The sequence below is a fragment of the Rhizobium sp. LjRoot98 genome (assembly GCF_964252935.1).
GTDB lineage: Bacteria > Pseudomonadota > Alphaproteobacteria > Rhizobiales > Rhizobiaceae > Pararhizobium.
Window position 1 is genome coordinate 83,820 of the sequence record NZ_CAXUPW020000009.1, and the last position, 21,455, is coordinate 105,274.

The window sequence follows — 21,455 nt, forward strand, 5'->3', positions numbered from 1 at the left end:
TTGGCCTCCAGAGAGTTTTCTAGCGACCTCACTCTGCCACGGTGCAGGCCGCTACTCACCCCTGATGGGATCTCAAGAGCATACCTATTCAGATGGGCCTGACACCCGTTCATCAGGAGAGACCGTACCAGGCACCGCGACCGGCACCGTGCAGAACGAGGTGCCCTTGATCCACGAGTGCCTTAAAATGATCCTTGATAGTATGACGGCTTGCATGGGTGACCCGGGCAGCCTCCGCGACCGTGATCCGCCCGTGCTCGCGCGCCAACTCGAGCAATGCGGCGGATAATTCCGGCATGTCGGCGAGGATAATACGCTCGCGCTCCATTTTCTTCTCAAGCCGGGCCTTCTGCCGATGCAGGGCTCTTAAAAAAGAATTCGATCCAGGGATTCCAATCAGGCTCGTCGCTGCGGATCGTTCCCTGCGTACGGCGAAGCGAGATGTAATAACTCTCCTTGCTTTGTTCGATGATGCTTTCGAGCGAGCTATAAGGGACGTAAGCATAACCGGCCCGCAGGAGCAGCAAGGTAGTTAGAATACGTGATAGGTGGCCATTACCATCCTGAAATGGGTGGATTTCTAGGAAAAACACAACGAAGATGGCGACGACCAAAAGTCGATGGAGCCGTTTTTCACGCCCTGCTCATCCAGCCAGGCGATCAGTTCTTCCATTCGACGCGGCGTATCGAACGGCGATGCCGTTTCGAAACCGATGCCGAGGCTATCGCCGTGCTCGTTAAACGCTTCCACGTTGTTGGAGAGGGTTTTGTAGGCGCCGCGATGCCTCTCATCCCTTATCGAATGCGCAAGAAGGTCGCGGTGAAGCTGACGGATATGATTCTCGGTGAACGAGATAGCTTCGTAAGCACTGAAGATGGTCTCCATCACCTCCGTATAGCTGGCGACCTCTTGCTCGTCGCGTGTTGTAAACGACCCCGGGCGAATGTTTGCCAGCAGCTTTTCGACCTCTCGGTGGAGGAACCGATGCTTTCGATCGTGGCGACACGCTTCAGGCTGGACAACCGCTCAGGCGCGATCCGGCCGATCGCTCGCCAGGCACCTTTGAATTCGTCAATTTCGGCGATCAGCGACAGGATTTCGGGCGTGATCCGGATGGCCTCCGTGTTTAGAAATTCGATTCTTTCATCCATTCCCATCCAATTCCTGAAGCGCTGTTTTGCGCCATTTATTCATCCGTTTCCATCCAATTTCCACCAGCGAGAAGATTTGCGAGGAAAGATTTCAAAAACTCGAGACGGTCTCCTCATGTGGTTGGCGAGGCATTCGCGAACGAGATCGAGGACTGTGATTTCTAAGTCTCTGACGTTCCGGAAAGTCCGGATGAGATCGACGCGAAACAATAGCGCGGTCGTAGGTTCGACTCCGGTCAAGGCGATAGAGCCAGCATTCCATCTTGCTGATTACCGTCTCGATGGTTATACTGTTTTTCAAAAACAGTATAACGCCGGAGTCGAGCTTATGAAGTCAATCGACCTCATGTATCAGACGATGCTGGCCGAGCTAGGCCAGCGCTCGCTCGACGCCGCTTGGACTGCTGATTTTCCCTCGGAGGGTCGGTTTACTCCGGCGAACATCAAGGGGCGCAAGTACTGGTACTTCGACATCCCGGATGGACATGGTGGTACGAAACGCCGTTACGTCGGTCCTGCTGACGATCCGGATATTGCGCAGCGCGTAGCTGATCATAAGCGGGACAAGGACGATCTACGCGCCCGCAGGCGCATGGTCAACACGCTGACCCGCGAAGGCGGGATGGTCGCTTCCGATGCCATGTCGGGCGACATCGTTGAGGCTCTTGCCGACGGCGGTCTTTTCCGGCTCCGGGGCGTTCTTATCGGCACGGTGGCCTTTCAGTGCTATTCAGGACTGCTGGGCGTCCGCCTTCCCATGGCTGCAATCTTGACCGGCGATGCGGACATTGCCCAGGACTATGCCATCAGTCGGGAGGTAGAAGACAGCCTGCCTTCGATTGTTGAGCTGCTGCAGAGCGTCGACGCCAGCTTCCGGCCAGTTCCACATCGATCTGGCTCCGCAACTTCGTCGGCGTTTCAGAATGCCGACGGCTACAGGGTTGAATTCCTGACGTCGTACCGTGGTTCGGACGACTACATCGACCAGCCGGCGAAGATGCCCGCCCTCGGCGGCGCCAGCGCGGATCCCCTACGCTTTCTCGATTTCCTCATCAGGGAGCCCGTCAGGACAATGCTGCTCCACCGAAGTGGTGTCCCAGTCGTCGTCCCTGATCCGTCCCGCTATGCGATCCACAAGCTCATAGTCGCCAGCCGTCGGCACACTGACGGGCAGGGGCCAGCGAAGCGAGAGAAGGACGTTCGTCAAGCTGCGCTGCTCTTTGAAGCCCTGCAGCTGACGAGGCGGTCTGCCGACTTGGCACTCGTCTACAACGAAGCGTGGGAGCGCGGGCCTGCTTGGCAGGAAGCCGTTCGAACCGGGGCAGGAATGCTGCCGGTACAAGATGCCGAGCGGTTCAAGACGGTCCTGGTCGAGGGAGCAAAGAAAAACCGCGAAGCCATTGAGCTCCCGTTTTGAGTATAGGCTGCCTCCGCTTCGAAAGCCAAGTAGCTGATTTGAATCAAACTCGCGAAGACAAACAGGGTGCCGAGAGTTCGATTCCATTCAAGAGCTGAGATGAGCAAAGTGAACTGCCCCCACTTTCGACCGGACACTCAGCATAAGCAGAAAGGCTCAAGCACAGGCTTGAGGATAAGCTTATGTCTAACGAGTTTCGACAGGTTGACCTGATGATCGGTGACGTCCGGCGGCGACGCTGGACAACCGAACGCAAACTGCAGATCATCGAGGAAAGCTACGCCCAAGGGGAGACCGTTTCCTCTGCGGCTCGGCGGCATGGAGTTGCGCCAAATCTTCTGTATCGCTGGCGTAGGCTCCTGAGCGAGGGAGGTGCGGTGGCCGTGGATTCCGACGAGCCGGTGATCGGCAATTCCGAGGTGAAGAAGCTGGAAGATCGAGTGCGCGAGCTTGAGCGCATCCTCGGGCGCAAGACGTTGGAGAACGAGATTCTCCGCGAAGCCCTTTCCAAAGCCCACTCAAAAAAACCGATATCGCGGCCGATCTTGTTGCCGAAGGACGGTTCCCGATGAAGACGGTGGCAGATGTTCTGGGCGTGTCACGTTCCAATCTCGCTGAGCGTCTCAAGGGCAAGTCCAAGCCGCGTGGATCATACCTCAAAGCGGATGATGCTGAGTTGCTGCCTGCCATTCGCAGGCTCGTGGATGCTCGGCCGACCTACGGCTATCGGCGGATCGCTGCCCTTCTCAACAGGCAGCGGCGAGCCGCCGATCAGCCGCCCGTCAATCGCAAGCGGGTCCACCGCATCATGGCCAATCACGCCATGATCCTTGAGAAACATACGGCGGTGCGAATAGGCCGTGTCCACGACGGCAAGGTCATGGTGATGCGGTCGAACCTTCGCTGGTGCTCGGACGGTCTTGAATTCACCTGCTGGAATGGCGAGGTGATCCGCCTGGCATTCATCATCGATGCGTTTGATCGAGAAATTATCTCATGGGCAGCCGTCGCCAATGCCGGGATATCCGGTTGCGACATCCGAGACATGATGTTGGAGGCTGTCGAGAAACGCTTCGGCGCAACCAGCGCTCCGCATGCTATCGAACATCTGTCCGATAACGGCAGTGCCTACACCGCGAGGGAGACAAGGCTGTTTGCTCAAGCCCTTAACCTGATCCCATGCTTCACGCCCGTTGCCAGCCCACAATCGAACGGCATGTCGGAGGCTTTCGTCAAAACCCTGAAGCGGGACTATATACGCATCTCACCCATTCCGGACGCCGAAACAGCTCTCCGGAAGATCGACGGATGGATCGAGGACTACAACGAAATCCATCCACACTCAGCGCTGAAAATGGCCTCCCCGAGGGAGTTCATCAAAGCATTGTCTCAATAGTTGATCTGTCCGGCGAAATGGGGGGCACTCCACAAAGCCATGGCAGATTCGCGCCCTCATTCCGGCCGTAACAGGAGACTTTGCACCCGCCCGAAAGCAGACATTATTTGGTATCACGGAAATGGCATGTTTGTGCCGCCGATAGCGGAAGTAAGCGACGTTGCCGCTTTGTCTCATCGAAGCTGCTTGAATGTTTCACAAAACATGGTCTTTCTTCTGATGAAGGGTTCAGCACTACCATGATGCGTGGCCGTGCAGCGGAAAGTCATGCGAGACTCCGGCTGAATGACGCGTTTTGTCGCACTGCGATCCGCACCGCCGTTCACGTGTAGCGCATGTCTCTCGATCAAGTCCTCGAACGGGTCGGGATTGTCTCCGCCCGCTGTCACATCTCCGGAAGGCCAGCCTTTCGGAAGCCGTCGACAAAGTGGTCCCGTACAGATGCATCACGCAGCGGCTGGGAGCTGAGCCAATGGCCGATCGTGAAATGAGGGTGAGCGATCAGAAACAATTCCGCCTCTCGCCGTGCCTCCTCACGGTGCCCTCCCTGCGCAAGCGCAGCGGCCAGGAATTTGCGTGAGTTGGTACGATACGTGTCTTCCCTGCGGAGGGTCTCGGTTGCCGCCTTATAGTCACCTGCGGCGTATTGCGCCTGCCCAAGATGACAAAGATACCAGCAGGCTGGATAGGGATTGAGCCGTAGAGCTTTTTCGATCTGCGCCAGTCCGTCGGCAACCCTGCCATCCAGCACGGACATGTCCGACATGGCCGCCCAGGTATCGGCGTGGTTGGGATCTAGTTCCAGGGACTTGGCGAAGGCGGCTTCCGATTCCCCCCATCGCCGCTCATAAGCCAAAATGGTGCCCAGGACGTAACGGCAGCCGGCATCGTTTGGATCCAGCCCGACCGACTTCTGCGCGAACGTCACCGCCATCCGACGATGGGGATCTTCGGGCTCTCCGAAATGAGTCCAGGCGAGCCAACGGTTATAGGCGAGCAGACCGAGTGCCTCGGCATATGATGGCTCGAGCTGAACCGCGCGTTGGAGCAAGATGTAGGCCTCACGGCCGGTTTGCGGCGACTCTTCTGTCAGGAGACGAGCACGCACACACAGATCGTAAGCCTCGATGTTCTTCGGCCGATTGCGATGCGTCGGGACGATCAGCCGGCCGACGAGGGCTTCAACAATCTTGGCGTTAACTTCGTCTTGCAGTTCGAAAACATCTTCCACCGTCCTGTCGAACCGGTCGGCCCACAAGTGCTGGCCGCCAAGCGCGTCGATCAATTGGGCATTGATGCGGACCCGGCCCGTTGCGCGTCTGGCGCTTCCCTCGAGGACATAGCGGACACCGAGTTCCTGGGCGACCAGCCGTATGTCGAGCGGCTTGTCCTTGTAGCCGGACACGGAATTGCGCGCGATGACAAAGAGGCCAGCCGTGCGGGAAAGGTCTGTGATTAGGTCCTCGGTCAAGCCGTCGACGAAAGGCGCATCCGCTTCATCCCCGCTCATATTCGTGAACGGCAACACAGCGATCGAGGGACATTCGGGCAGCGGCAATGTGCTCTGCAGTGCATCCGGCCAATGCCACACGTGGACCGGGCGCGTGAGGTTCTTCAGGTAGCGTTCGCCTGCATCGAAGAACCGGTCGCCGATCTTGCCGACGATCTCGCTGTGAACTTTGTCTGAAATGCAGATGCCGCCCGGTGCGGCCTGAGTTTCGAGGCGCGCCGCGACATTGACGCCGTCGCCGAGGACGTCCAAACCGTCGTCAATGACATCTCCCAGATTGACGCCGACCCGCAAAAGCAGGCGCCGGTCTCCGGAAGTTTCAACAGCGCTGATGGCCCGTTGCATTTCCAACGATGCTACGACCGCGTCCACCGCGCTGCCGAATTCGACTAGAAATCCGTCGCCCACGACCTTGAAGATACGACCGTTGTGGCGCTTCACAGCCGGCTCGATAACGCCGGAACGGAGTTCCTTGAGATTCGCCAGCGTTGTGAACTCATCTGCCTCCATTAGACGCGCATATCCCACCACATCGATCACGACGATGGCGGCAAGGCGACGATGAAGAGATCGGTCCGTCATATGAGGATAAGCCTAACGACTGAATTAGAAAATTATTATTCAACCTCGGGTAAGTCAACCAGTGCTAAGTGGAATGCCCAAGCGACCTCCACCTCGCGACGGGCAATCTTCGTGTGATCCAGATTCTGTTCGGACACACGAAGATCGAGGAACACAGTCCGGTATCTTGGGTGGACATAGAGGATGCCCTGGAACTTGCAGTGCTCTCGGTACAATCTTCGCCACTAACAAAAGAATTCAGGAAGGTAGGAGGTAGCGAAAGTGATCTATCCTGACTATCGCAAATTATTGCGACCGCGCATTTCGAAAATTTCCAACGATTATTGTACGAATTGATCTCTTCCGGAGCCGGTTTCGAAGGGTGGCCAATTTGATTGGAGAAGTAGAATGAAACGTTTGCAAAGTCTCATAAGCGCGAGTGGACAATGGTCCTCTCCCGGCGTTGCCGTGCGAACCGCGATGCTAGCAGCTACACTTGCTGCTGCGACGTTCCTCAGCCCACTGAAAACTTCGGCCCAGGACGGTGCGGCAACTCCCGCCGACCAGCCAAATATCCTCGTGATGTTTGGCGATGACATCGGGCAGACGAATATCAGTGCCTATTCCATGGGTATACTTGCTATTAGACCCCCAATATTGATCGCATGGCGAAGGAAGGCATGATCTTTACAGATTACTATGCCGAGAATTTCTGCACGTCGTGACGTTCCACCTTCATAACGGGTCAGGTTTGCTTGCGCACCGGTATGTGCAAGGTCGGGATACCTGGTGCGACCGTCGGCCTCCAGGCGCGCGACATAACGATCGCTCAGGCATTTAAACCCTTGGGGTATGCCACGGGACAGTTCGGCAAAAACCATCTTGGCGACCGTGATGAGTTCCTGCCGACCAATCACGGCTTCGACGAATTTTACGGAAATCTCTATCACCTCAATGCCGAGGAAGAACCGGAGCGTCCATACTACCCTAAGGACGACGCGGAGTTTGTCCGCACCAACGCCCCGCGCGGTGTGCTCAAGGCATCGGCTGACGGCAAGATCGAAGACACCGGTGCTCTGAACAAGAAGCGCATGGAAACCATCGACGATGAGACCACTGCCGCCGCGATAGATTTCATCCAACGGCAATCGAAGGCCGGAAAACCCTTCTTCACCTTCGATCTCCCTCTTCTTGCCGTCGCCGAGAAAGGTTTCGATCGCGGATACCGTCGCCTGAGGTTGCTCCTCCATCATGTTCATCAGGGATCGTTTCCCGAAAGAACGGTCTCCGTTGTCGATCATTGGCAGCGGCCCAAGGCAAACCTGCTCAGCGCCTTCGACACAATCATCTTCACAGTCCCGCAATCCGCTCTGAATGAGGTCGCCCGAGGAGCAAGGCGTTCGACGTGTCGAAACGCTTGTCTGCGAAAACCAGGGACGTCTGGACGACACGATCTGGAGCCTTGCCCATTCCCTTCTCCCGGCTCTCGATCGGCCCGACGAGGTGGACTCGATATATGCCGAGCGCGTGCTCCTGGCCAGCACTGCTTACTTCGCTCACGTTTTCGGCGGCATGCGTGCTCCATCAGGAGGCGGGCATGGGTTATCCGCGAAGCAGGTCAACTGGGCAATTGACCTGATGCACAGCCAGTACCACACGGATAGTTCATTGTCGGTTCTGGCATCCGAGATGAACATGACGGCAAGTCGGTTTGCCGGGGCCTTCAGGCGATCGACGGGCAGGAGCCCCGATTCGTGGATGCGCCTTCACCGCATCGAGCAGGCCAAGGCTATGATGCGCTACAGCTCAATGCCTATTTCGCATATTGCTGCGGTATGCGGATTTAGCAGCACCCAACATTTTGCAAGGGTATTCGCTTCAATTGTAGGTGTAGCTCCAATCGAGTGGCGGAAACAAGTTCGCAACTAATCCCGCACTCGTCAAATTAAAGGAAGGTGGTCCAGGTCCTCCAATGGGCTACCGTTCTGTCCAAAGGTTAAGCTCCGTGGCCGAATTGCGCCCTTATATCGGTCATAGTGGCTGTTATCGTGCCTGCCCAAAAGCTGACGTCAGTTTCGCGGCCTCTTCACGTCGGGTAATCCAGCAGAGCGGCCTTAGTTTCAGCGACGCTATACTGCCGAGCGTTTGGTCGGACAGCGTGAGCCAGAGTTTTGAATGGGACCGGCAACATTCAGGTTACCGTCAGTTTGACCGTCTAACGGATAGGCACCTCAATCGCGAAAAGGTGATTTTTTACATGACATGCATCCGGAACTTGCTCGCCGCTGTAGCCATTGTTTGCATTAGCACTCCCGCCCTCGCCGGGAGCATCATTAAAGTCATCGAGAGCGGCGAGGGCGGCGGGTCCATGACACTGAGAACAGACCAGTCGACAATCAAAGCAGGTGAGACGACGTTCATGGTTCACAATGATGCTGTGACCGAAGAGCACGAAATGGTTCTGGTCAAACTGAAGTCAGCCGACCAGTCGATCGTCGTCGATACAACAAAACACCGTATCAACGAAAAGAAGCTGAAGAGCCTCGGCGAAGTGGCCGAACTGAAACCCGGCAACGACGGCGAGTTGAAAACCGAGCTCACACCGGGCTCATACATCCTGTTGTGCAATATCAAAGGCCACTACGAGGCGGGCATGCACGCGATGCTGACTGTCACGAAATAACGCTCACCGCGAGAAATAGCCTATCGATCTCGGGGGCGGGCACCCTGCTGTTTCCGGGATCGGCAACGTCACATTTCAAGGTCGATGCCGCCAATGCCAACTCCAGGCTCGTTTTCCTTGTCGCAGCGTGTTCTTCACTGGCTGACGGCAGGACTAGTTTTCTTCAACCTCCTTCTTCCCGACGGCATGGAAGAGTGGAACCGAAGCGTCAAGCGGACGGGTTCGGCCACAACCGATCAGGTGGCCAGTGCGAATATCCATGCCTATGTCGGGATGGCGATCCTTCTTCTGGTTATCTTCCGGCTTGCTCTTCGGGCTACCCGAGGCGTGCCAGCGTCTCCTCCTCGAGAGCCCACGTTCTTCAGTCTCGTAGCCAAGGCGACACACATGCTTCTGTATATCCTTCTTGTTGCGATGCCTTTGACAGGGATGGCTGCCTACTATTTCGGCTACGGGACCGCCGGCGACATCCATGCCGACATTTTAAAGGTCGTGTTTTGGGCCCTGATCGCCGGTCACGTGGTCGGAGCACTGGCTCACCAGTTCTATTGGAAGACCAACGTCGTCCGCCGCATGACATCGGGCTGACTGCTGTTTTCGTACCCCATCTGGCAGACCTACGGCTGGAATCCGGGGCAAAGGTGAGGCGTTGAAACACAGCACCGCGGATGCTCAGCGCAGAATGCGCATCTGGACCGCTTGAATGTCGACGACCCCGCTCCACCTCTAAAGCGTATCGAGTGGAAACTGCATGATCAAGATTACGACCCTGTCCGAACTGACGATCGACGGGAAACTGTCTTTAGGGCCAAAGGCATCCAGCAAAGATCTGTTCGATTTTTACGGCGACGACCTGCGTAGCTGGTTCCACGCGCAGAGGGCATCGAATGATGCAATCATGGTCGGCTCCGGAACCGTCGTCGCGGATGATCCCGAACTGACCGTGCGCCATGCACCCGGTCCAAATCCCTTGCGCGTCATCCCATCGTCAAGAGGCAAGGTGCCTCTGGATGCTAAGCTTCTCAACGACGGATTGCCGACGATCGTTGCCGTTTCCCGCATGGCGGAGCCGGCCGACGTGGCCGCCTTGGCGGCTAAACCCAATGTCGAAGTGCTCGCGTGCGGCGAGCACTTCGTCGATCTGGCGGCGCTCATGAGTATTCTTGAGGATCGTGGCGTAAAGAGCATGATTGTCGAAGGCGGTAGCCGTCTGCTCCACAGCTTGCATCAGGTTGGGTTGGTGAACCGTATCATCATAAAACATATCCCGGTGATCACTGGATCAATGCAGGCTCCGAGCTATATGTACCCCTATGAACCGGGAGGTGCGTTCGACTTGACCAGATGGCGGCTCGTCGACTGCTTTAGCAAGAGTGGTGTGGCCGTGACGATCTACGAGCCGATGACGGTGAGAGCATGAACGTAATTTCGCGCCAGATGCTGTCGGATATTGGAGAACGTCTTTCGGCGCGCGCAGGCGCAGCCCCTCCTTTGGTCTACGACGTGAGGACGGACGCAGCTTCGCTCGTGACGAGTGATAACGCGGAGCTTCAAAAATATGTTCAACATCAGACGTTGATGCGAAGCTATCAGGGCCGCTATGTTCTTCTGCCGAGCGCCGCGCCGAGCGAGTCAATTGTGGCGCGCCTGCACCGCCACTACGACCCGCGGGAGATTTCGCGTGTCGATGTCATGCGAGCTGATCTTGAAGATTTTCTAATCGTCCCATTGGTCGAAAGCGCACGTAAGATCGCGGCTGGGCAGGACTGCGCCGCTTATGTGAGCAATCTGGTACCGGCACTTAAGGAAAGTCTGCCGAGTGCATTCCTGGCATTTCTGGAGCAATCGCAGTCGCGCACGCACCATTATCGTAATTTCCTCATCCAATCGTCGGTTGATCTGCTGGCGGAGGCGTCCGCCTCCGCACTCGGCGTGATCGGCGAATACGGCGAGCCTCAATCTGCTCTGTTTCGAATTCTCATCGATGAGTTCGGATACGGCACCCACGGCAAGAAGCACAGCGTGCTTTTTAGATCGACAATGCGTGGCTTCGATCTGAGCGAGGAATACAACACCTATTGGGCGCTGTTCGATACGCCGACATTGGAGCTGCACAATGTCATCCATTTCATGTTCCAGAGCCCCCGCAATCTTTTTCTTCAGATTGGTTTCCTGCTCTACGCAGAAGCGAGCTACCAGCGATCGACGGAGGAGCACTTTCGATACTTGAAGCGTTTTCATCCCGGTGTCGATGCTCACTACTTCGGGGAACATGCCCATATCGACATTCATCATTCGGCAATGGTGGCGGATGAAGTTGTTACCCCCTTGGTCTCGAAATTCGGGCCAGAGGTCGGAACAGAAATCGTTGTGGGAGCAGAATTGACGCGGATGGCATTCGAGCGCTCCGGACAACACATGCTTGATGTAACGACGGCATTTGAAGAAGCGTTGCGCGACGGAGTAGCAGAGTTCGGAATGCGCGCCGACCTGACCGCGACGGGCGGCTGCACGGTACCAACCGAAGCCGTCATAGCGCGACGAGCGCTTCAGATCGGTGGGATCGGCATCATCACCGACCCAGCCGCGTTCAAGCGTTTTCCTCTTTCAAGCGTTGCGCGCGAGGTTTGAAAGATGGGCGAGAACACAAGCTGGATCGGCCAGGACCTTCCACCCATTGTCAGGAGCGGTGTTGAGTACTTTCTGCTTTCGCATCGTGACCAACTCTACCTCGTTCCCAACACGTGCCCCCATCGCGGCGGCCCTTTGAAGTTCGGCTACATCAACGAAAAGGAGCAGATCGTCTGCCCGATGCATCATAACGCCTACTCGATCGAGCGGCTGATTGCACGCGATACCACATTGAGACTTTGCGTGGACCGGTCATGAGTGTTCCTTACAGCCAGATCGTCCTGGAAGAAGGGTCGTTGAAGCTCGCCAATGTCGTGACGGTCAGTCGTGGCCTGTTGATCGTGCCGATCCTTCTGCTGGAAAGTTACCGCTACCTCGGTTTCGCCATCTTGCTTTATCTGGCCGCATCGCTGACCGACCTGATGGATGGGTGGCTGGCGCGGCGGTCTGGACGAGCATCGGAATACGGCGCTCGCCTCGACGCCATTGTCGACAACATTTTTTCCGTCGCCATCCTGCTTTTCCTGTTCCTCTCCTTTCCTGAGATCGCTTTACGCCATTCGATAGCATTGGCAGTTCTGTTCGGCGGCCCGCTCTTGTATCTCATCGCCTCCTGGTTTCTCACCGGCAAGCTGATGATGTTCCATTTCTGGTCAGCCAAGGCAGGGGCGCTTCTCCTTTTCGCCTTGTGGCCAGTTCTTTATCTGACCGGTTGGGAAGACATGATCGGACTGGCCGCAGCCGTCGTTGGCATCAGCAGGATAGAGCAAATTGCCTTCATTCTGCGTGGAGGAACGAATCTCGACGCGCCCCACATATTTGCAACGGTCAGCGCGCCATGAGAAATCACAGTCCCATTGCCAACACCATCTCGGCAAGGCACGAAACAAAGGCGCATGCGGCTGAACGACTGTTTCCGCCGATCGACCTCAACTGGAACGCAGCGTCGCCTCAAGAACGGGGCCCGATCCTTGCGGGCTCACAGCCAGGACGAAACGCCATTGGAGTTCATGCCGGGGCGTTTTCCGCCTACAGGGCCATCGCGACGGCATCGGGAGCGTTGTCTGCGTCTCACGCTCCAGACTTTGGCAATACGACGCCATTCGTACCCATCGGGCCGTTCCCCCAATGGTCCGATCCCGGCAAGATCGTCACACTTGATCCTTGGGGGCACCGGGTTGCCGGCGATTTTGCCGCTGAAATCGCATCCGGACGCAAGGTCCAGCCGACGATCGCGGTGACTGACGGCCGGCTGATAATGCCAGAGATCGCCGATGCTCTGCGGGCTGGAAGACTTGCGGCGGATGGGCGCATTGTCGATAGCCTCGGAGGGGTTCGGGTAACGAAGATAGCTATCGAGCCTGTGTGGTGGCTGCCTGGCATCGCCGACCGCCTCAACATGCCGGAAACCGCCCTACGACGTGCATTGGTTGATGCCAGTGGAGGGATGTATCCTGATCTGGTTGCTCGGCCTGAATTCAAGGCATTTCTCCCGCCCATTGGCGGGACAAGCGTCTATCTGTTTGGTGACCCTTCGTTGCTTGGAAAAGCGGATGCCAAGATCGCATGCCGCGTCCATGACGAATGCAACGGGTCCGATGTCTTCGGATCGGACATGTGCACGTGTCGATCGTATCTCGGTTTTGCCGCGGAGGAATGCGTTCGCACTGCGCAGCAGGAGGGGTTAGGCATCATCGCCTATAATCGCAAGGAAGGGCGCGCGTTGGGCGAGGTCGTCAAATATCTGGTCTACAATGCGCGGCGCAACGCCCGATCAGGTGACAGAGCCGACGACTATTTTTCGCGGACGGAGGAAGTGGCGGGAGTGCGCGACATGCGATATCAGGAACTTGCCGTCGACGTGCTGCATTGGCTGGGCGTCACGCGGATCGACACCTGGTTGTCAATGAGCAACGAGAAGCGAGATGCCGTCGTTTGTGCAGGGATCGATATAGTGAAGCAGGTGGAGCTTCCCACCCGTCTGATCGGATCTGGAGCGGCAGTAGAGATATCTGCCAAAAAAGCGGCCGGCTATTTCACTGAGACAGAAGACTGAGGCTATTTCCGTTTGAACGAAAACCGTGAGGTTGTCCGGATCTTGCCCTCGACCTTGTCGATGACCGTTTGCTCGAAGCTGTCCTCGCCCGTCCGCGTGATCACCATCTGAGCGACACGATCTCCGTTAACTGGAGCACCCCAAGTGACATTGAGAATGAGTTTATCGCCGCGCATAGTTCCACTTAACTGGGCGGGTCCGGTCCTGGCACCAGTATACGTTCCTGTCACGCGGTTATTGGCAACCTTCACCAACGTCAGGCCGAGAGATTGACGGAACAGCAGGAATCGGCAACTTCCATTCATTGCCGCATTCTTGGACGAGCCGCTGACCGAGACCGAGCATCCAGCCGTCACGTCTCCTAGTCTTTTTAGATATGCCTGGCCCGATCCAGCCCATTTACCAGAGAGATCGGTAAAGAACTCGCGCGGGAAGGCTTCCGAAGTATATGCAAGAGGCAGCAGAAGCAGAATGGCAATGTGGTGGACGCGCATGGTTATCCTCCCAAATGTGCTTTCAAAACTTTTAGGCTAGTCAATTGTTCCTTCCATGGGGCCTGCAGAGGTGACGTGGATAGCGGCTGGATATTAACCCGGTCCTCGAAGCCATTTTCTAACATTTCACCTATGAAGTCGGCTTCGGCGATGTCCACTACCGCCTTATTCAGGAGTTAAAGCTGACAGCTACTCCCGGCCCCGTAATCGCCGGTAGGCAAGAGCGGAAATTATTTCTGCTTCGCGCCTTCATTTCAGTCGTCCACACCCCTCGCCAGAGTTTCTGGAAACAGTCGGTCTGCTTCGCCAGTCGCCGCGTCGCCTAAAGACCCTGGCCAATCCAACCGGGGCTGAAAGCAGGAATCTTTAGACATGACAACAGAATCCATTCAAGCAGTCGCTGGCAAAGCCGACGTCTTCCGCAGACCGACGGCGCTCCCTGGGACCGACAATCTGTCGACCGGGCAACCGGCGACCTCGAAGAACTGCCCCTGATCTCCTACCGCTGTAGAATCGAGGCTGACGCGCAACGACGGGAGGATAGCCGGAAGACGAGGCCTCTTATCAGGGCAATCGACCAACGTTCATTCCTACGCAAGGTAGCCGAAAGTTGTGTTCTTCCCCTGCTGGAGAAGCGACGCATCGCGGCAACCTTGCGTAAAAGAGGGAAATCCTTCGCCTCCTATGAGATCCGTTTCACACCGGGCGGCTGCCATGTTCCTTCGCCCGCCGGCAAGATCGAAGGCTGCGTGGGCTTCGGCCAATAGAGGCGCATTACGAGATAGATTTTGTCATCTGGGGCTGGAAGCCAGTTTGCTTCCTTGTCCGCACCGGGACTGTCTTTCTGGATGTACAGCGTCAGCGAGCCATCCGCGTTCTTTTTCATCGCCGGTAACATCGGAGAGTTGATGAGGTAGCGATCGATCGGGTTCTTGACCAGAAACTGGCTCTTGCCGTCATACATCGTAACGGACCAAAACGCGTTCACTGGCGGCAACTGGCCGGGAGCGAAGGTGATGGTGTACTTGTGCTTGCTGCCGTCGAGCGGCTGACCGGTCGAGTCTGTTCGGGTATAGGGGTACATGGCTTCTATGGAGTCGTTGCCAAGGAGACCGCCTTTGGCAGATCCGGCCCGCATCACCCAATCGCCGTTGTAGAAGGCCTCGTCGCCAAAGAACGAACCGACATTCCAGCCGTTAATGTCCTTGTTTCCGCCGGCCAGCCATTTGTCGACTTTGCTGTTGCCTTGCTTCATGGCCATCAGGATTTCGGCTTTGTGCTCGAACGACAGATCCTTGAACGCGAAGGTCTTGCCAGGACCGATGCCAAGCTTGGCAAGTTTCGCGCGAATTTCCTTGTCCCTTGCCGTCTCGGGGACGAATTGCAGGGCTGCGTCGAGGTACTGGAAGAAGTTGTCCTTGATCCCGGCAGTGGTGGCAGGAAGGAACTCGATCGAGGGCGCAGCAGACGGAGCGGCTTGTTTGAGGTACGCAGAAAGCATCTGCCCCTTGTAGCCGGCCTGAACTTTTTCGACGTTCGGCATGTCGCCGGGGTTAAAGAGTTGTGTGCGGAAAATCGCGAGCGGAAATGGTGTCGTCGATTGGAAGACCTGCTTGATCCCGGTGGGCGTTTCCCCTTTCCAATCGGGACCAACCACCAGATAGTCGCCCGGCTCGTTGCCCGTGGCGCGTGCTCCAATATAGCCGAAATTGTAGGTGTTTCCGTCGATCAACTGAACCGAGTAGTAGCGGTCCTTTTCGACCGCCGGCACCGAGATAACTATCGGCTCAGCGCGCAGATCCATCCAGATGAACGAGTAAGGGGTGTCGCTGTTCGGGGTGATGATTGCCGTATCCGCCGGGGTGGCGACATGGTGCTGGTTTTCGACTTCGTTGAACGGTGCCTTGAACTGCCCTGAGTTCCTGTCAACGGCGAACTCTTGCATGACCGCATAATACATCACGAGCGGCAGGCCGTAGATGAAGCCTTCTTCGGCGATGTCCTTGGCCTCCAACAGGCTCGGCCATTCGGTATTGTTTTGCTCAATGACCAGAGGGGAGAGCGGGTCGGCCTTTGCCGTCGTGGCGACAAGTGCCACCATCGCAACAGAGCGAAGCAGATCGCGTTTCGTCAGCATTTGAACTTCCTTTCGGTTCGCAGCGTGTGATGCATAGGTAGCACGAGAAGGGTATGCGTCTGCGGACATCGATCGAACTGCGCCGATCGAGTTCCGGTTATGAGTATGTGCCGTAGATGTCTCTTCACGGTTCTTTGCGCCTACTTCGGAAACAGGAACGTCAGACCGAGCCGGACGCCAAGCCCTTCGGGACCGTTGTCCGGAGCTGCCGCCCAGTATCGAAGCCCGGCCGTCAGGCTGATCGGCTGTTCGTTCACCTTCACCAGCTTGGAGACGGTCAGATTGATAGGCACCGACCATTCATTCGCCTTCCAGTCGTAGGTGGATTCCGTGTTCAGCGCGAACGTCCAGGCGTCCGGGGTGGTGTAGGATACGAACGGCTGCATGAAAGTGCTGCTGATGTCATTCCGCTCGTCGCTGCCCGCGAAGGACCAAATGTGGTTTGCAAGCACGCCGACCGTCCAGGGGCCGTCCTGTTTGAGGGCGACGATCGTCGGGCCTGCTCCCCACTTTTCCCCGCCGAGCAGATCGTCCGTCGCGGTGGGGATCAGGAACACCGGACCCGCACCCCAGATGATGCCGCTGTCGGTCGGTTTTGCCGGAGACAGGAAGAAGCTTTGGACGGTGTCGCCGAGACCGAACTGCGTTCCGGATGGGCCTGCGATGTCGTCTTGCCAGGTCACAGGCAGGATCGTGCGAGAGATAAGGTTCCAGTTCTCGTTTAAAGAGATTGGGATGACCGGTTGAATGTTGAGCGTCGTCTTGTCGCCGTCGAGCGGCCCGTAGCCGTGGTCGTAGTTGAACTGGAACGGCACGCTGATCAGCGACGCGATCGGGTTCGACAGCTTCTTTGCCAGGTCGGAACTGGACTCCTGCGCTTTCAGCGGACTTGCGATTCCAAGCAGCATCAGTAAGCCGAAGACTTTCCTGGATACGGATAGTGTCATGGTCGAACCCCCAAGGTTTGTGCGAAGGCGCTAGAACTTTATCGAGACGCCGAGGATCGGACCCTGCTGCACGGCGTCGAAGAGGAATCCGTCATCGCTATAGTCGACGCCAAGGGCGCGGTATCCGGCGATCGCCGATATCCGGTCATTAAAGTCATATCCCAGGCCTAGCGCGACATCCCAGTCGAGGTCGGCCCCGCCCGCGCCGATCAGACCCCAGCCCGTCAGGTAGATTTCCGGCGTAAGCGAATATTTTCCTCGCAGCCCGACCATCCCGTCCACCCATGTTGCGCTGTCCTCGCGCTCGATGCCTCCGAGAATGCCGCCGTTGAACGAAAGCGTCGTATCGACTGACCAGACCTTCACGCCGCCGACTACGTCGAGGTGCCCTTCGGGACCGTCCAGGACGGCGTAACCCAAACCAAGTAGACCGGAAAAACTCGATGTCGTCACATCGACATCGTCTGCCAAGACCCCGAAAGGCGTTTCGCCATTGGCGGATAGCTTCGTGTAGATGACATCGCCGATGACACTGAAGCTGCCATTTCGCACTTCTCCTGCGGCCATGAACGCGAAATCGAGGTTGCTCAGGATGTCACCGAAATCGGAGTCCATGTGAACTGTGGGTAGCCCGAACTGCGAGGTATCGCCGGAGAGCCCCGCCATCCAGAAGTACGGCGCAACATTGAATTCCCAGCCAGTCTCGGTCACGGCCGTCTGAGGCTCCTGTGTCAACAGGGGAGAGACGTCCGCCGCATGAGCGCCGCCACACACGATCGCCCCGACTGCCACGGAGAGCGCGAGTGTCCTGTAGTTTGTCATTGCCTGCTCCTTTTCGTTTCGCGGGCGCCGACGCCCGACCGCCCCCTTATTGCCGCGGCTCACGGCACGGCGCCGTTGCAAGCGCCGTGCCGTTCATACCACATGTTCGATTCGTTGCTTGTTTTGTCCCGGTCAGGTTGCCTAGATGATGGCCTAAGTGATCGCGCGTATGCGGATCGATGACGGCCACCGGGGCGGCGAGGATGAGGCCCGCCGCACTGCCGGCAGCCGCGGCAACTCCCGTGGTCCCAGCGATCAAATGGTCACCGAGGCCCATTCGGCTGTCGGTCAGCGACTGACCTTCCGAGATGCGCGCACCGATGAGCTGGACGACCTGGGGAGATTCGGCAAACTTGCTGTGATGGAGCCCATCGCCGGCCTTCACCTTTGTTAGGTCGATGACGGTAATCTTGTTCGTCACCATCTCTTCCTTGTAGGGCGTCAGCTCTGGATCGATCGATCCGAGCCGAGGGATGTCACCCCAGATTCGACGGGAGAAGGCCAGCGCCCGGTCGTCGGCAGATACGAACAGGGTGAACCGCGGTCGACGTTCGCCCATGTCCTCGATCTGCGAGCGGAAAACGTCAACGTCGACATCTGGGGCTGCAAGCATGACGTTTTTGAATTTCGCGGGCAGACCGCCGTTGCGGATCGCCATCTGCCGAAGGCCTTCGAGTGCAAGCCAATTGCCCATCGAATGGGCGAGGATGGAGACTTCTTTCACCTCGGGATCCGCGGCGAGATATTGGAAGATCGCCTCAAGCGTATTGCGGGTGTAATTGGTGCTTTCCCGGTCGTATCCATAAGCAAGCAGGCTGCCGCGCGACGGCCACGTCACCAGGACGGGTGCGCTCTTCACCCCCGAGTCGTGTACGATCTGCGCAAAGCGATAGACCGAATCTTCGAAACGATTGTTGAACCCATGAATGAAGACGAGGACGCTGCGGTCGGGGCTCTTCATGACAGTGGCGTTCAACCACGACTTGGCGGCATCCTTCGTGAGTGGCTCTGCATTCAGGGTGGCAAAGTCGGTCGCCGGATTGGAAGGCAGCTTTTTGGGCCATGCGACGTCCCCCACCTTGCGTTCAGCCGGGATCGACACCGTCATATCCACAAACGCAGGAGCGCGGGCTCTTTCCCCTGTGAACATTTCCCCGGCATCCTGAGACCGACCGCGCGTCGTCGCGACAAGCATCGTAACACGGTTGCTCGTGGGAACCGTGTCCGCGACTGGCGTCAGTACGTTCTTCGGATGACCGCCGCAGGCTGTGACGAAGATCAGTGTGGCGCAAACTATGAAGCCTCGCGCCACTCGTGATTGGGTGTTGCCAATGGGGATTTTCCGGTCGCTCATTTGCTGTCCTGACTTGCGGCTTGCAGTTGCCGCACGAGTTCTGCGACCTGTTGGTTATCTGGCTGCAGACCAGCCAGCGCGGTTGCAAAGATCAGCGTCTCCGGATAGCGCCGAAGTTTCAGACCCATTTGAATGGCTGCGCCGAGCGAGCTGGCGTCGGTTGCAGCGGCTGCCTGCGCAGGATCGAACAACGCAAACGCTTGTTCCGTTTTTCCGACCGAGTCCAGCGCGACGGCGGCCGTCATCCGGTATCGCGTGTTGGTGGGGTCTAGTCGCATGGCCGCTTCCAACTCGCCTATTGCCGCGTCCATTGCCTTCTGGCGAACGAGAGACAAACCATGGCCAAAGCGTAGGTCCGCCCGGTCGGGGATGGCGGCGACGGCCTCAGCGTAGCTTTGTTCTGATTTTCCACCGTCGCCGATGGCGCGATAGAGTTCGGCAAGGTTGATGCGCGCGCCGGGCAGGGTAGGGTCAAGGACGATTGCTTGCCGGAGCGCCTTCTCCGCTTCCTCAGGCTTTCCCTGTTCCAGAAGGAAGGTGCCGTGGGTGCTCTGGATTTCGGCCACGTCCGCATTGGCGTCGACATACGCCTTCAAGTTCGCCACCGCCCGTTCGAAGTCGCCGCGCTGATCGCCGAGGAAGTCGAGCGACTGCGTTCTTCCAAGCGCCTTGGCTGCGGCCACCCGAACCGCGCGCGTCTCGTCGCCCAGGAGTATGCCGACAGCGTCGAGCCGGACCTCGGACGGCAGATTTACAGCGGCCTCTGCCGCTCCCAACCGAACGAGCGGATCCTCGCTCTGGGTGGCTGCCTTCACGTCTGCAGCGACATCCGCTCCAGCGATCCTGCTCAACTCGGTGACCGCGCTCCCTCTGACGATCCCTGACTGTTTCCCGTCTTTGATAAGCGCACGCAAAGCCTCCAACGATGTGGCGTCGCCATTAGCCGCGCCGCCGAACGCATGGGCAATCGTTGAACGGTCGCGCCAGCTAGTTCCAAACCATGTGTCGAGGTTCTGCGAAGCCCAGACATTGGTTTTGCCGTCGTGACACGAGGTGCAGGCATTCGGCGTTCCATATTGGTCTGAAAGGTCCGGACGGGGAATGACGAAGGAGTGGTCGCGGCGGGGATCGACCTTCATATAGGCTCGTTCAGGCATATGGCAGTTTGCGCAGAGAGCGCCGCTCGAACCCTCCGGATGATGGGTGTGCGCGGGCGTGTCAAATTGCCCGCTCGGATCGTTTGCTGTGAAGCGCTCTTGCTTCTCCGGCATGTGACATTGGGTGCAGAGCGCGTTTCCGACAACCTTGACACTGCCTTCGTGCGGGCGATGGCAGTCGAAACAAGTCACGCCCGCGCGCGCCATCTTGCTCTGCTGGAACGAACCGTACTCGAAGACCTCGTCAAGGATCTGGCCGTCGGGGAAGTAGAGGTCGCCGCGCAGCATCGCTGGGGAGAAGTTGTCGAGGAACGCCCCTCCCGGCTGGTAGTCGCCGACGAGCCGTGTCCGCCGCGAGTGACAGGCAAGACAGGTATCCATGCCGACTTCTGACAATCCCGCTCGTGGTAGGGACGTCTTTGCGGATGCCTGGGCTTGCGGTGTCGCCCATTCGACATGTTTTGCGCCGCCGCCGTGACAGGACTGGCACCCGATGCTTGTCGCGACATACGACGATTCATACGTGTTCGTCTGCGGCCGGAAATTGGTCTGCGGATCGGTGGAATGGCAGGCGATGCAGGTGCGGTTCCACCGGTAGAAGGGACCTGTCCAGTGAAACGTCGATCCGGGTTTTGCTGCCGATCCCGCACCAAGCCAGAACCACGCGTGCTTTTTCGTATCCCAGGCGATGTCGAGCACCTGCAGTTTGCCGGCGCCGAGATCGATCAGGTATTGTTGCAGCGGCTCGTAGGCGAAGGTATATTTGACCTCGAAGTCTGCCTGCGTGCCATCCGCTCCTTCGGTGCGGACGAAGAACTGTCGATTCTTGCGGAAGAACGTCGCCTCCACGCCGTGTCCCTCGAAGCTGGCGTTATTGAAATCGCCCCGCACCGTGGTGTCGCTGGCAACGGCCATCGCTTGCGCATGATGGGATGTCGCGAACGCCACCGTCTGACCGGCGTGGCACGAAGAACAGATTTTCTCATCGACGTAGCCAGGGTGGGTGGTGATCTGTGGGTCGGGAACGTCGGACTTCACACCTTCGGCTGCGGCGGTCGCAGGTGCGAGCGCGAGCATAGCCCAGATCAGCAGGGCGGCCCAAACCATTGCTATTGGAGAGAGATGCACTCGCAATCAG

Annotated in this window: 20 protein-coding genes and 1 pseudogene; 11 read left to right on the forward strand and 10 right to left on the reverse strand. The window is 57.7% G+C overall.

Annotated elements, in window-relative coordinates:
* Positions 1 to 112: 112 nt before the first annotated feature.
* Genes ACSQ3J_RS23675 through ACSQ3J_RS23685 form a run of 3 tightly spaced genes read right to left on the reverse strand, consistent with a single transcriptional unit; the run spans position 113 to position 886 of the window.
* On the reverse strand, positions 113 to 328 hold the full coding sequence (locus ACSQ3J_RS23675; protein WP_244481842.1) for a DUF977 family protein: 216 nt from the start codon (positions 326 to 328) through the stop codon (positions 113 to 115).
* Between the two features lie 7 nt (positions 329 to 335).
* A complete protein-coding gene (locus tag ACSQ3J_RS23680; protein ID WP_436040533.1) occupies positions 336 to 593 on the reverse strand; it encodes a Fic family protein in 258 nt (85 codons plus the stop codon).
* Positions 581 to 886: a Fic family protein gene (locus ACSQ3J_RS23685; RefSeq protein ID WP_280140004.1), complete on the reverse strand. Its 306-nt coding sequence runs from the start codon at positions 884 to 886 to the stop codon at positions 581 to 583. Before ACSQ3J_RS23685 ends, ACSQ3J_RS23680 begins: the two co-directional genes overlap by 13 nt.
* A 594-nt stretch (positions 887 to 1,480) precedes the next feature.
* Between ACSQ3J_RS23685 and ACSQ3J_RS23690 the strand changes: the two genes are divergently transcribed.
* Both ACSQ3J_RS23690 and ACSQ3J_RS23695 read left to right on the forward strand, forming a co-directional pair.
* On the forward strand, positions 1,481 to 2,569 hold the full coding sequence (locus ACSQ3J_RS23690) for a nucleotidyltransferase family protein (protein WP_060501810.1): 1,089 nt from the start codon (positions 1,481 to 1,483) through the stop codon (positions 2,567 to 2,569).
* 182 nt (positions 2,570 to 2,751) lie between these two features.
* Positions 2,752 to 3,965 (forward strand): IS3 family transposase gene (locus ACSQ3J_RS23695; RefSeq protein WP_436040469.1). Its coding sequence is split into 2 segments (ribosomal slippage): positions 2,752 to 3,088 and positions 3,088 to 3,965, totalling 1,215 coding nucleotides; the frame shifts between segments, so codons are not numbered across the junction.
* A 385-nt stretch (positions 3,966 to 4,350) separates the two neighbouring features.
* Here the strand turns inward: ACSQ3J_RS23695 and ACSQ3J_RS23700 are convergent.
* On the reverse strand, positions 4,351 to 6,057 hold the full coding sequence (locus ACSQ3J_RS23700; protein ID WP_060501622.1) for an adenylate/guanylate cyclase domain-containing protein: 1,707 nt from the start codon (positions 6,055 to 6,057) through the stop codon (positions 4,351 to 4,353).
* A 459-nt stretch (positions 6,058 to 6,516) separates the two neighbouring features.
* On the opposite strand from ACSQ3J_RS23700, the pseudogene ACSQ3J_RS23705 reads away from it, so the two are divergent.
* The 9 genes and pseudogenes from ACSQ3J_RS23705 to ACSQ3J_RS23745 all read left to right on the forward strand — a co-directional run.
* Positions 6,517 to 7,214, forward strand: a pseudogene (locus tag ACSQ3J_RS23705) (sulfatase-like hydrolase/transferase); the annotation flags it as partial.
* A gap of 196 nt (positions 7,215 to 7,410) precedes the next feature.
* The gene (locus ACSQ3J_RS23710; protein WP_060501628.1) at positions 7,411 to 7,965 is read left to right on the forward strand and encodes a helix-turn-helix transcriptional regulator; all 555 of its coding nucleotides are present in this window, start codon (positions 7,411 to 7,413) and stop codon (positions 7,963 to 7,965) included.
* 328 nt (positions 7,966 to 8,293) lie between these two features.
* Entirely contained in the window at positions 8,294 to 8,719 is a 426-nt protein-coding gene (locus ACSQ3J_RS23715) for a plastocyanin/azurin family copper-binding protein (protein WP_436040534.1), read from the forward strand.
* Between the two features lie 84 nt (positions 8,720 to 8,803).
* On the forward strand, positions 8,804 to 9,307 hold the full coding sequence (locus ACSQ3J_RS23720) for a cytochrome b (RefSeq protein WP_082511928.1): 504 nt from the start codon (positions 8,804 to 8,806) through the stop codon (positions 9,305 to 9,307).
* Positions 9,308 to 9,470: 163 nt separating this feature from the next.
* On the forward strand, positions 9,471 to 10,139 hold the full coding sequence (locus ACSQ3J_RS23725) for a RibD family protein (RefSeq protein ID WP_060501630.1): 669 nt from the start codon (positions 9,471 to 9,473) through the stop codon (positions 10,137 to 10,139).
* On the forward strand, positions 10,136 to 11,350 hold the full coding sequence (locus ACSQ3J_RS23730) for an iron-containing redox enzyme family protein (RefSeq protein ID WP_060501632.1): 1,215 nt from the start codon (positions 10,136 to 10,138) through the stop codon (positions 11,348 to 11,350). The genes ACSQ3J_RS23725 and ACSQ3J_RS23730 overlap by 4 nt, the downstream gene beginning before the upstream one ends.
* A 3-nt stretch (positions 11,351 to 11,353) precedes the next feature.
* Positions 11,354 to 11,608, forward strand: a complete 255-nt coding sequence (locus ACSQ3J_RS23735; RefSeq protein WP_060501634.1) for a Rieske (2Fe-2S) protein — start codon at positions 11,354 to 11,356, stop codon at positions 11,606 to 11,608.
* On the forward strand, positions 11,605 to 12,192 hold the full coding sequence (locus ACSQ3J_RS23740; RefSeq protein WP_060501636.1) for a CDP-alcohol phosphatidyltransferase family protein: 588 nt from the start codon (positions 11,605 to 11,607) through the stop codon (positions 12,190 to 12,192). Before ACSQ3J_RS23735 ends, ACSQ3J_RS23740 begins: the two co-directional genes overlap by 4 nt.
* Positions 12,189 to 13,406 carry a GTP cyclohydrolase II gene (locus ACSQ3J_RS23745; protein WP_060501638.1) on the forward strand — a complete coding sequence of 406 codons (1,218 nt, stop codon included), beginning with the start codon at positions 12,189 to 12,191 and terminating at the stop codon, positions 13,404 to 13,406. Before ACSQ3J_RS23740 ends, ACSQ3J_RS23745 begins: the two co-directional genes overlap by 4 nt.
* A 2-nt stretch (positions 13,407 to 13,408) precedes the next feature.
* Here the strand turns inward: ACSQ3J_RS23745 and ACSQ3J_RS23750 are convergent, their stop codons facing one another.
* The 6 genes from ACSQ3J_RS23750 to ACSQ3J_RS23775 all read right to left on the reverse strand — a co-directional run bounded on the left by ACSQ3J_RS23750 (position 13,409) and on the right by ACSQ3J_RS23775 (position 21,394).
* On the reverse strand, positions 13,409 to 13,900 hold the full coding sequence (locus ACSQ3J_RS23750; protein WP_060501640.1) for a hypothetical protein: 492 nt from the start codon (positions 13,898 to 13,900) through the stop codon (positions 13,409 to 13,411).
* 682 nt (positions 13,901 to 14,582) lie between these two features.
* Positions 14,583 to 16,037, reverse strand: a complete 1,455-nt coding sequence (locus tag ACSQ3J_RS23755) for a DUF1254 domain-containing protein (protein ID WP_060501642.1) — start codon at positions 16,035 to 16,037, stop codon at positions 14,583 to 14,585.
* A 140-nt stretch (positions 16,038 to 16,177) separates the two neighbouring features.
* Positions 16,178 to 16,945, reverse strand: coding sequence for a transporter (locus tag ACSQ3J_RS23760; protein WP_244481864.1), 768 nt, complete (start codon positions 16,943 to 16,945; stop codon positions 16,178 to 16,180).
* A gap of 69 nt (positions 16,946 to 17,014) precedes the next feature.
* The gene (locus ACSQ3J_RS23765; protein ID WP_156397353.1) at positions 17,015 to 17,806 is read right to left on the reverse strand and encodes a hypothetical protein; all 792 of its coding nucleotides are present in this window, start codon (positions 17,804 to 17,806) and stop codon (positions 17,015 to 17,017) included.
* Between the two features lie 46 nt (positions 17,807 to 17,852).
* The gene (locus ACSQ3J_RS23770) at positions 17,853 to 19,160 is read right to left on the reverse strand and encodes an alpha/beta hydrolase (RefSeq protein WP_060501646.1); all 1,308 of its coding nucleotides are present in this window, start codon (positions 19,158 to 19,160) and stop codon (positions 17,853 to 17,855) included.
* Positions 19,157 to 21,394 carry a tetratricopeptide repeat protein gene (locus ACSQ3J_RS23775; protein WP_244481866.1) on the reverse strand — a complete coding sequence of 746 codons (2,238 nt, stop codon included), beginning with the start codon at positions 21,392 to 21,394 and terminating at the stop codon, positions 19,157 to 19,159. The genes ACSQ3J_RS23770 and ACSQ3J_RS23775 overlap by 4 nt, the downstream gene beginning before the upstream one ends.
* Between the last annotated feature and the right edge of the window lie 61 nt (positions 21,395 to 21,455).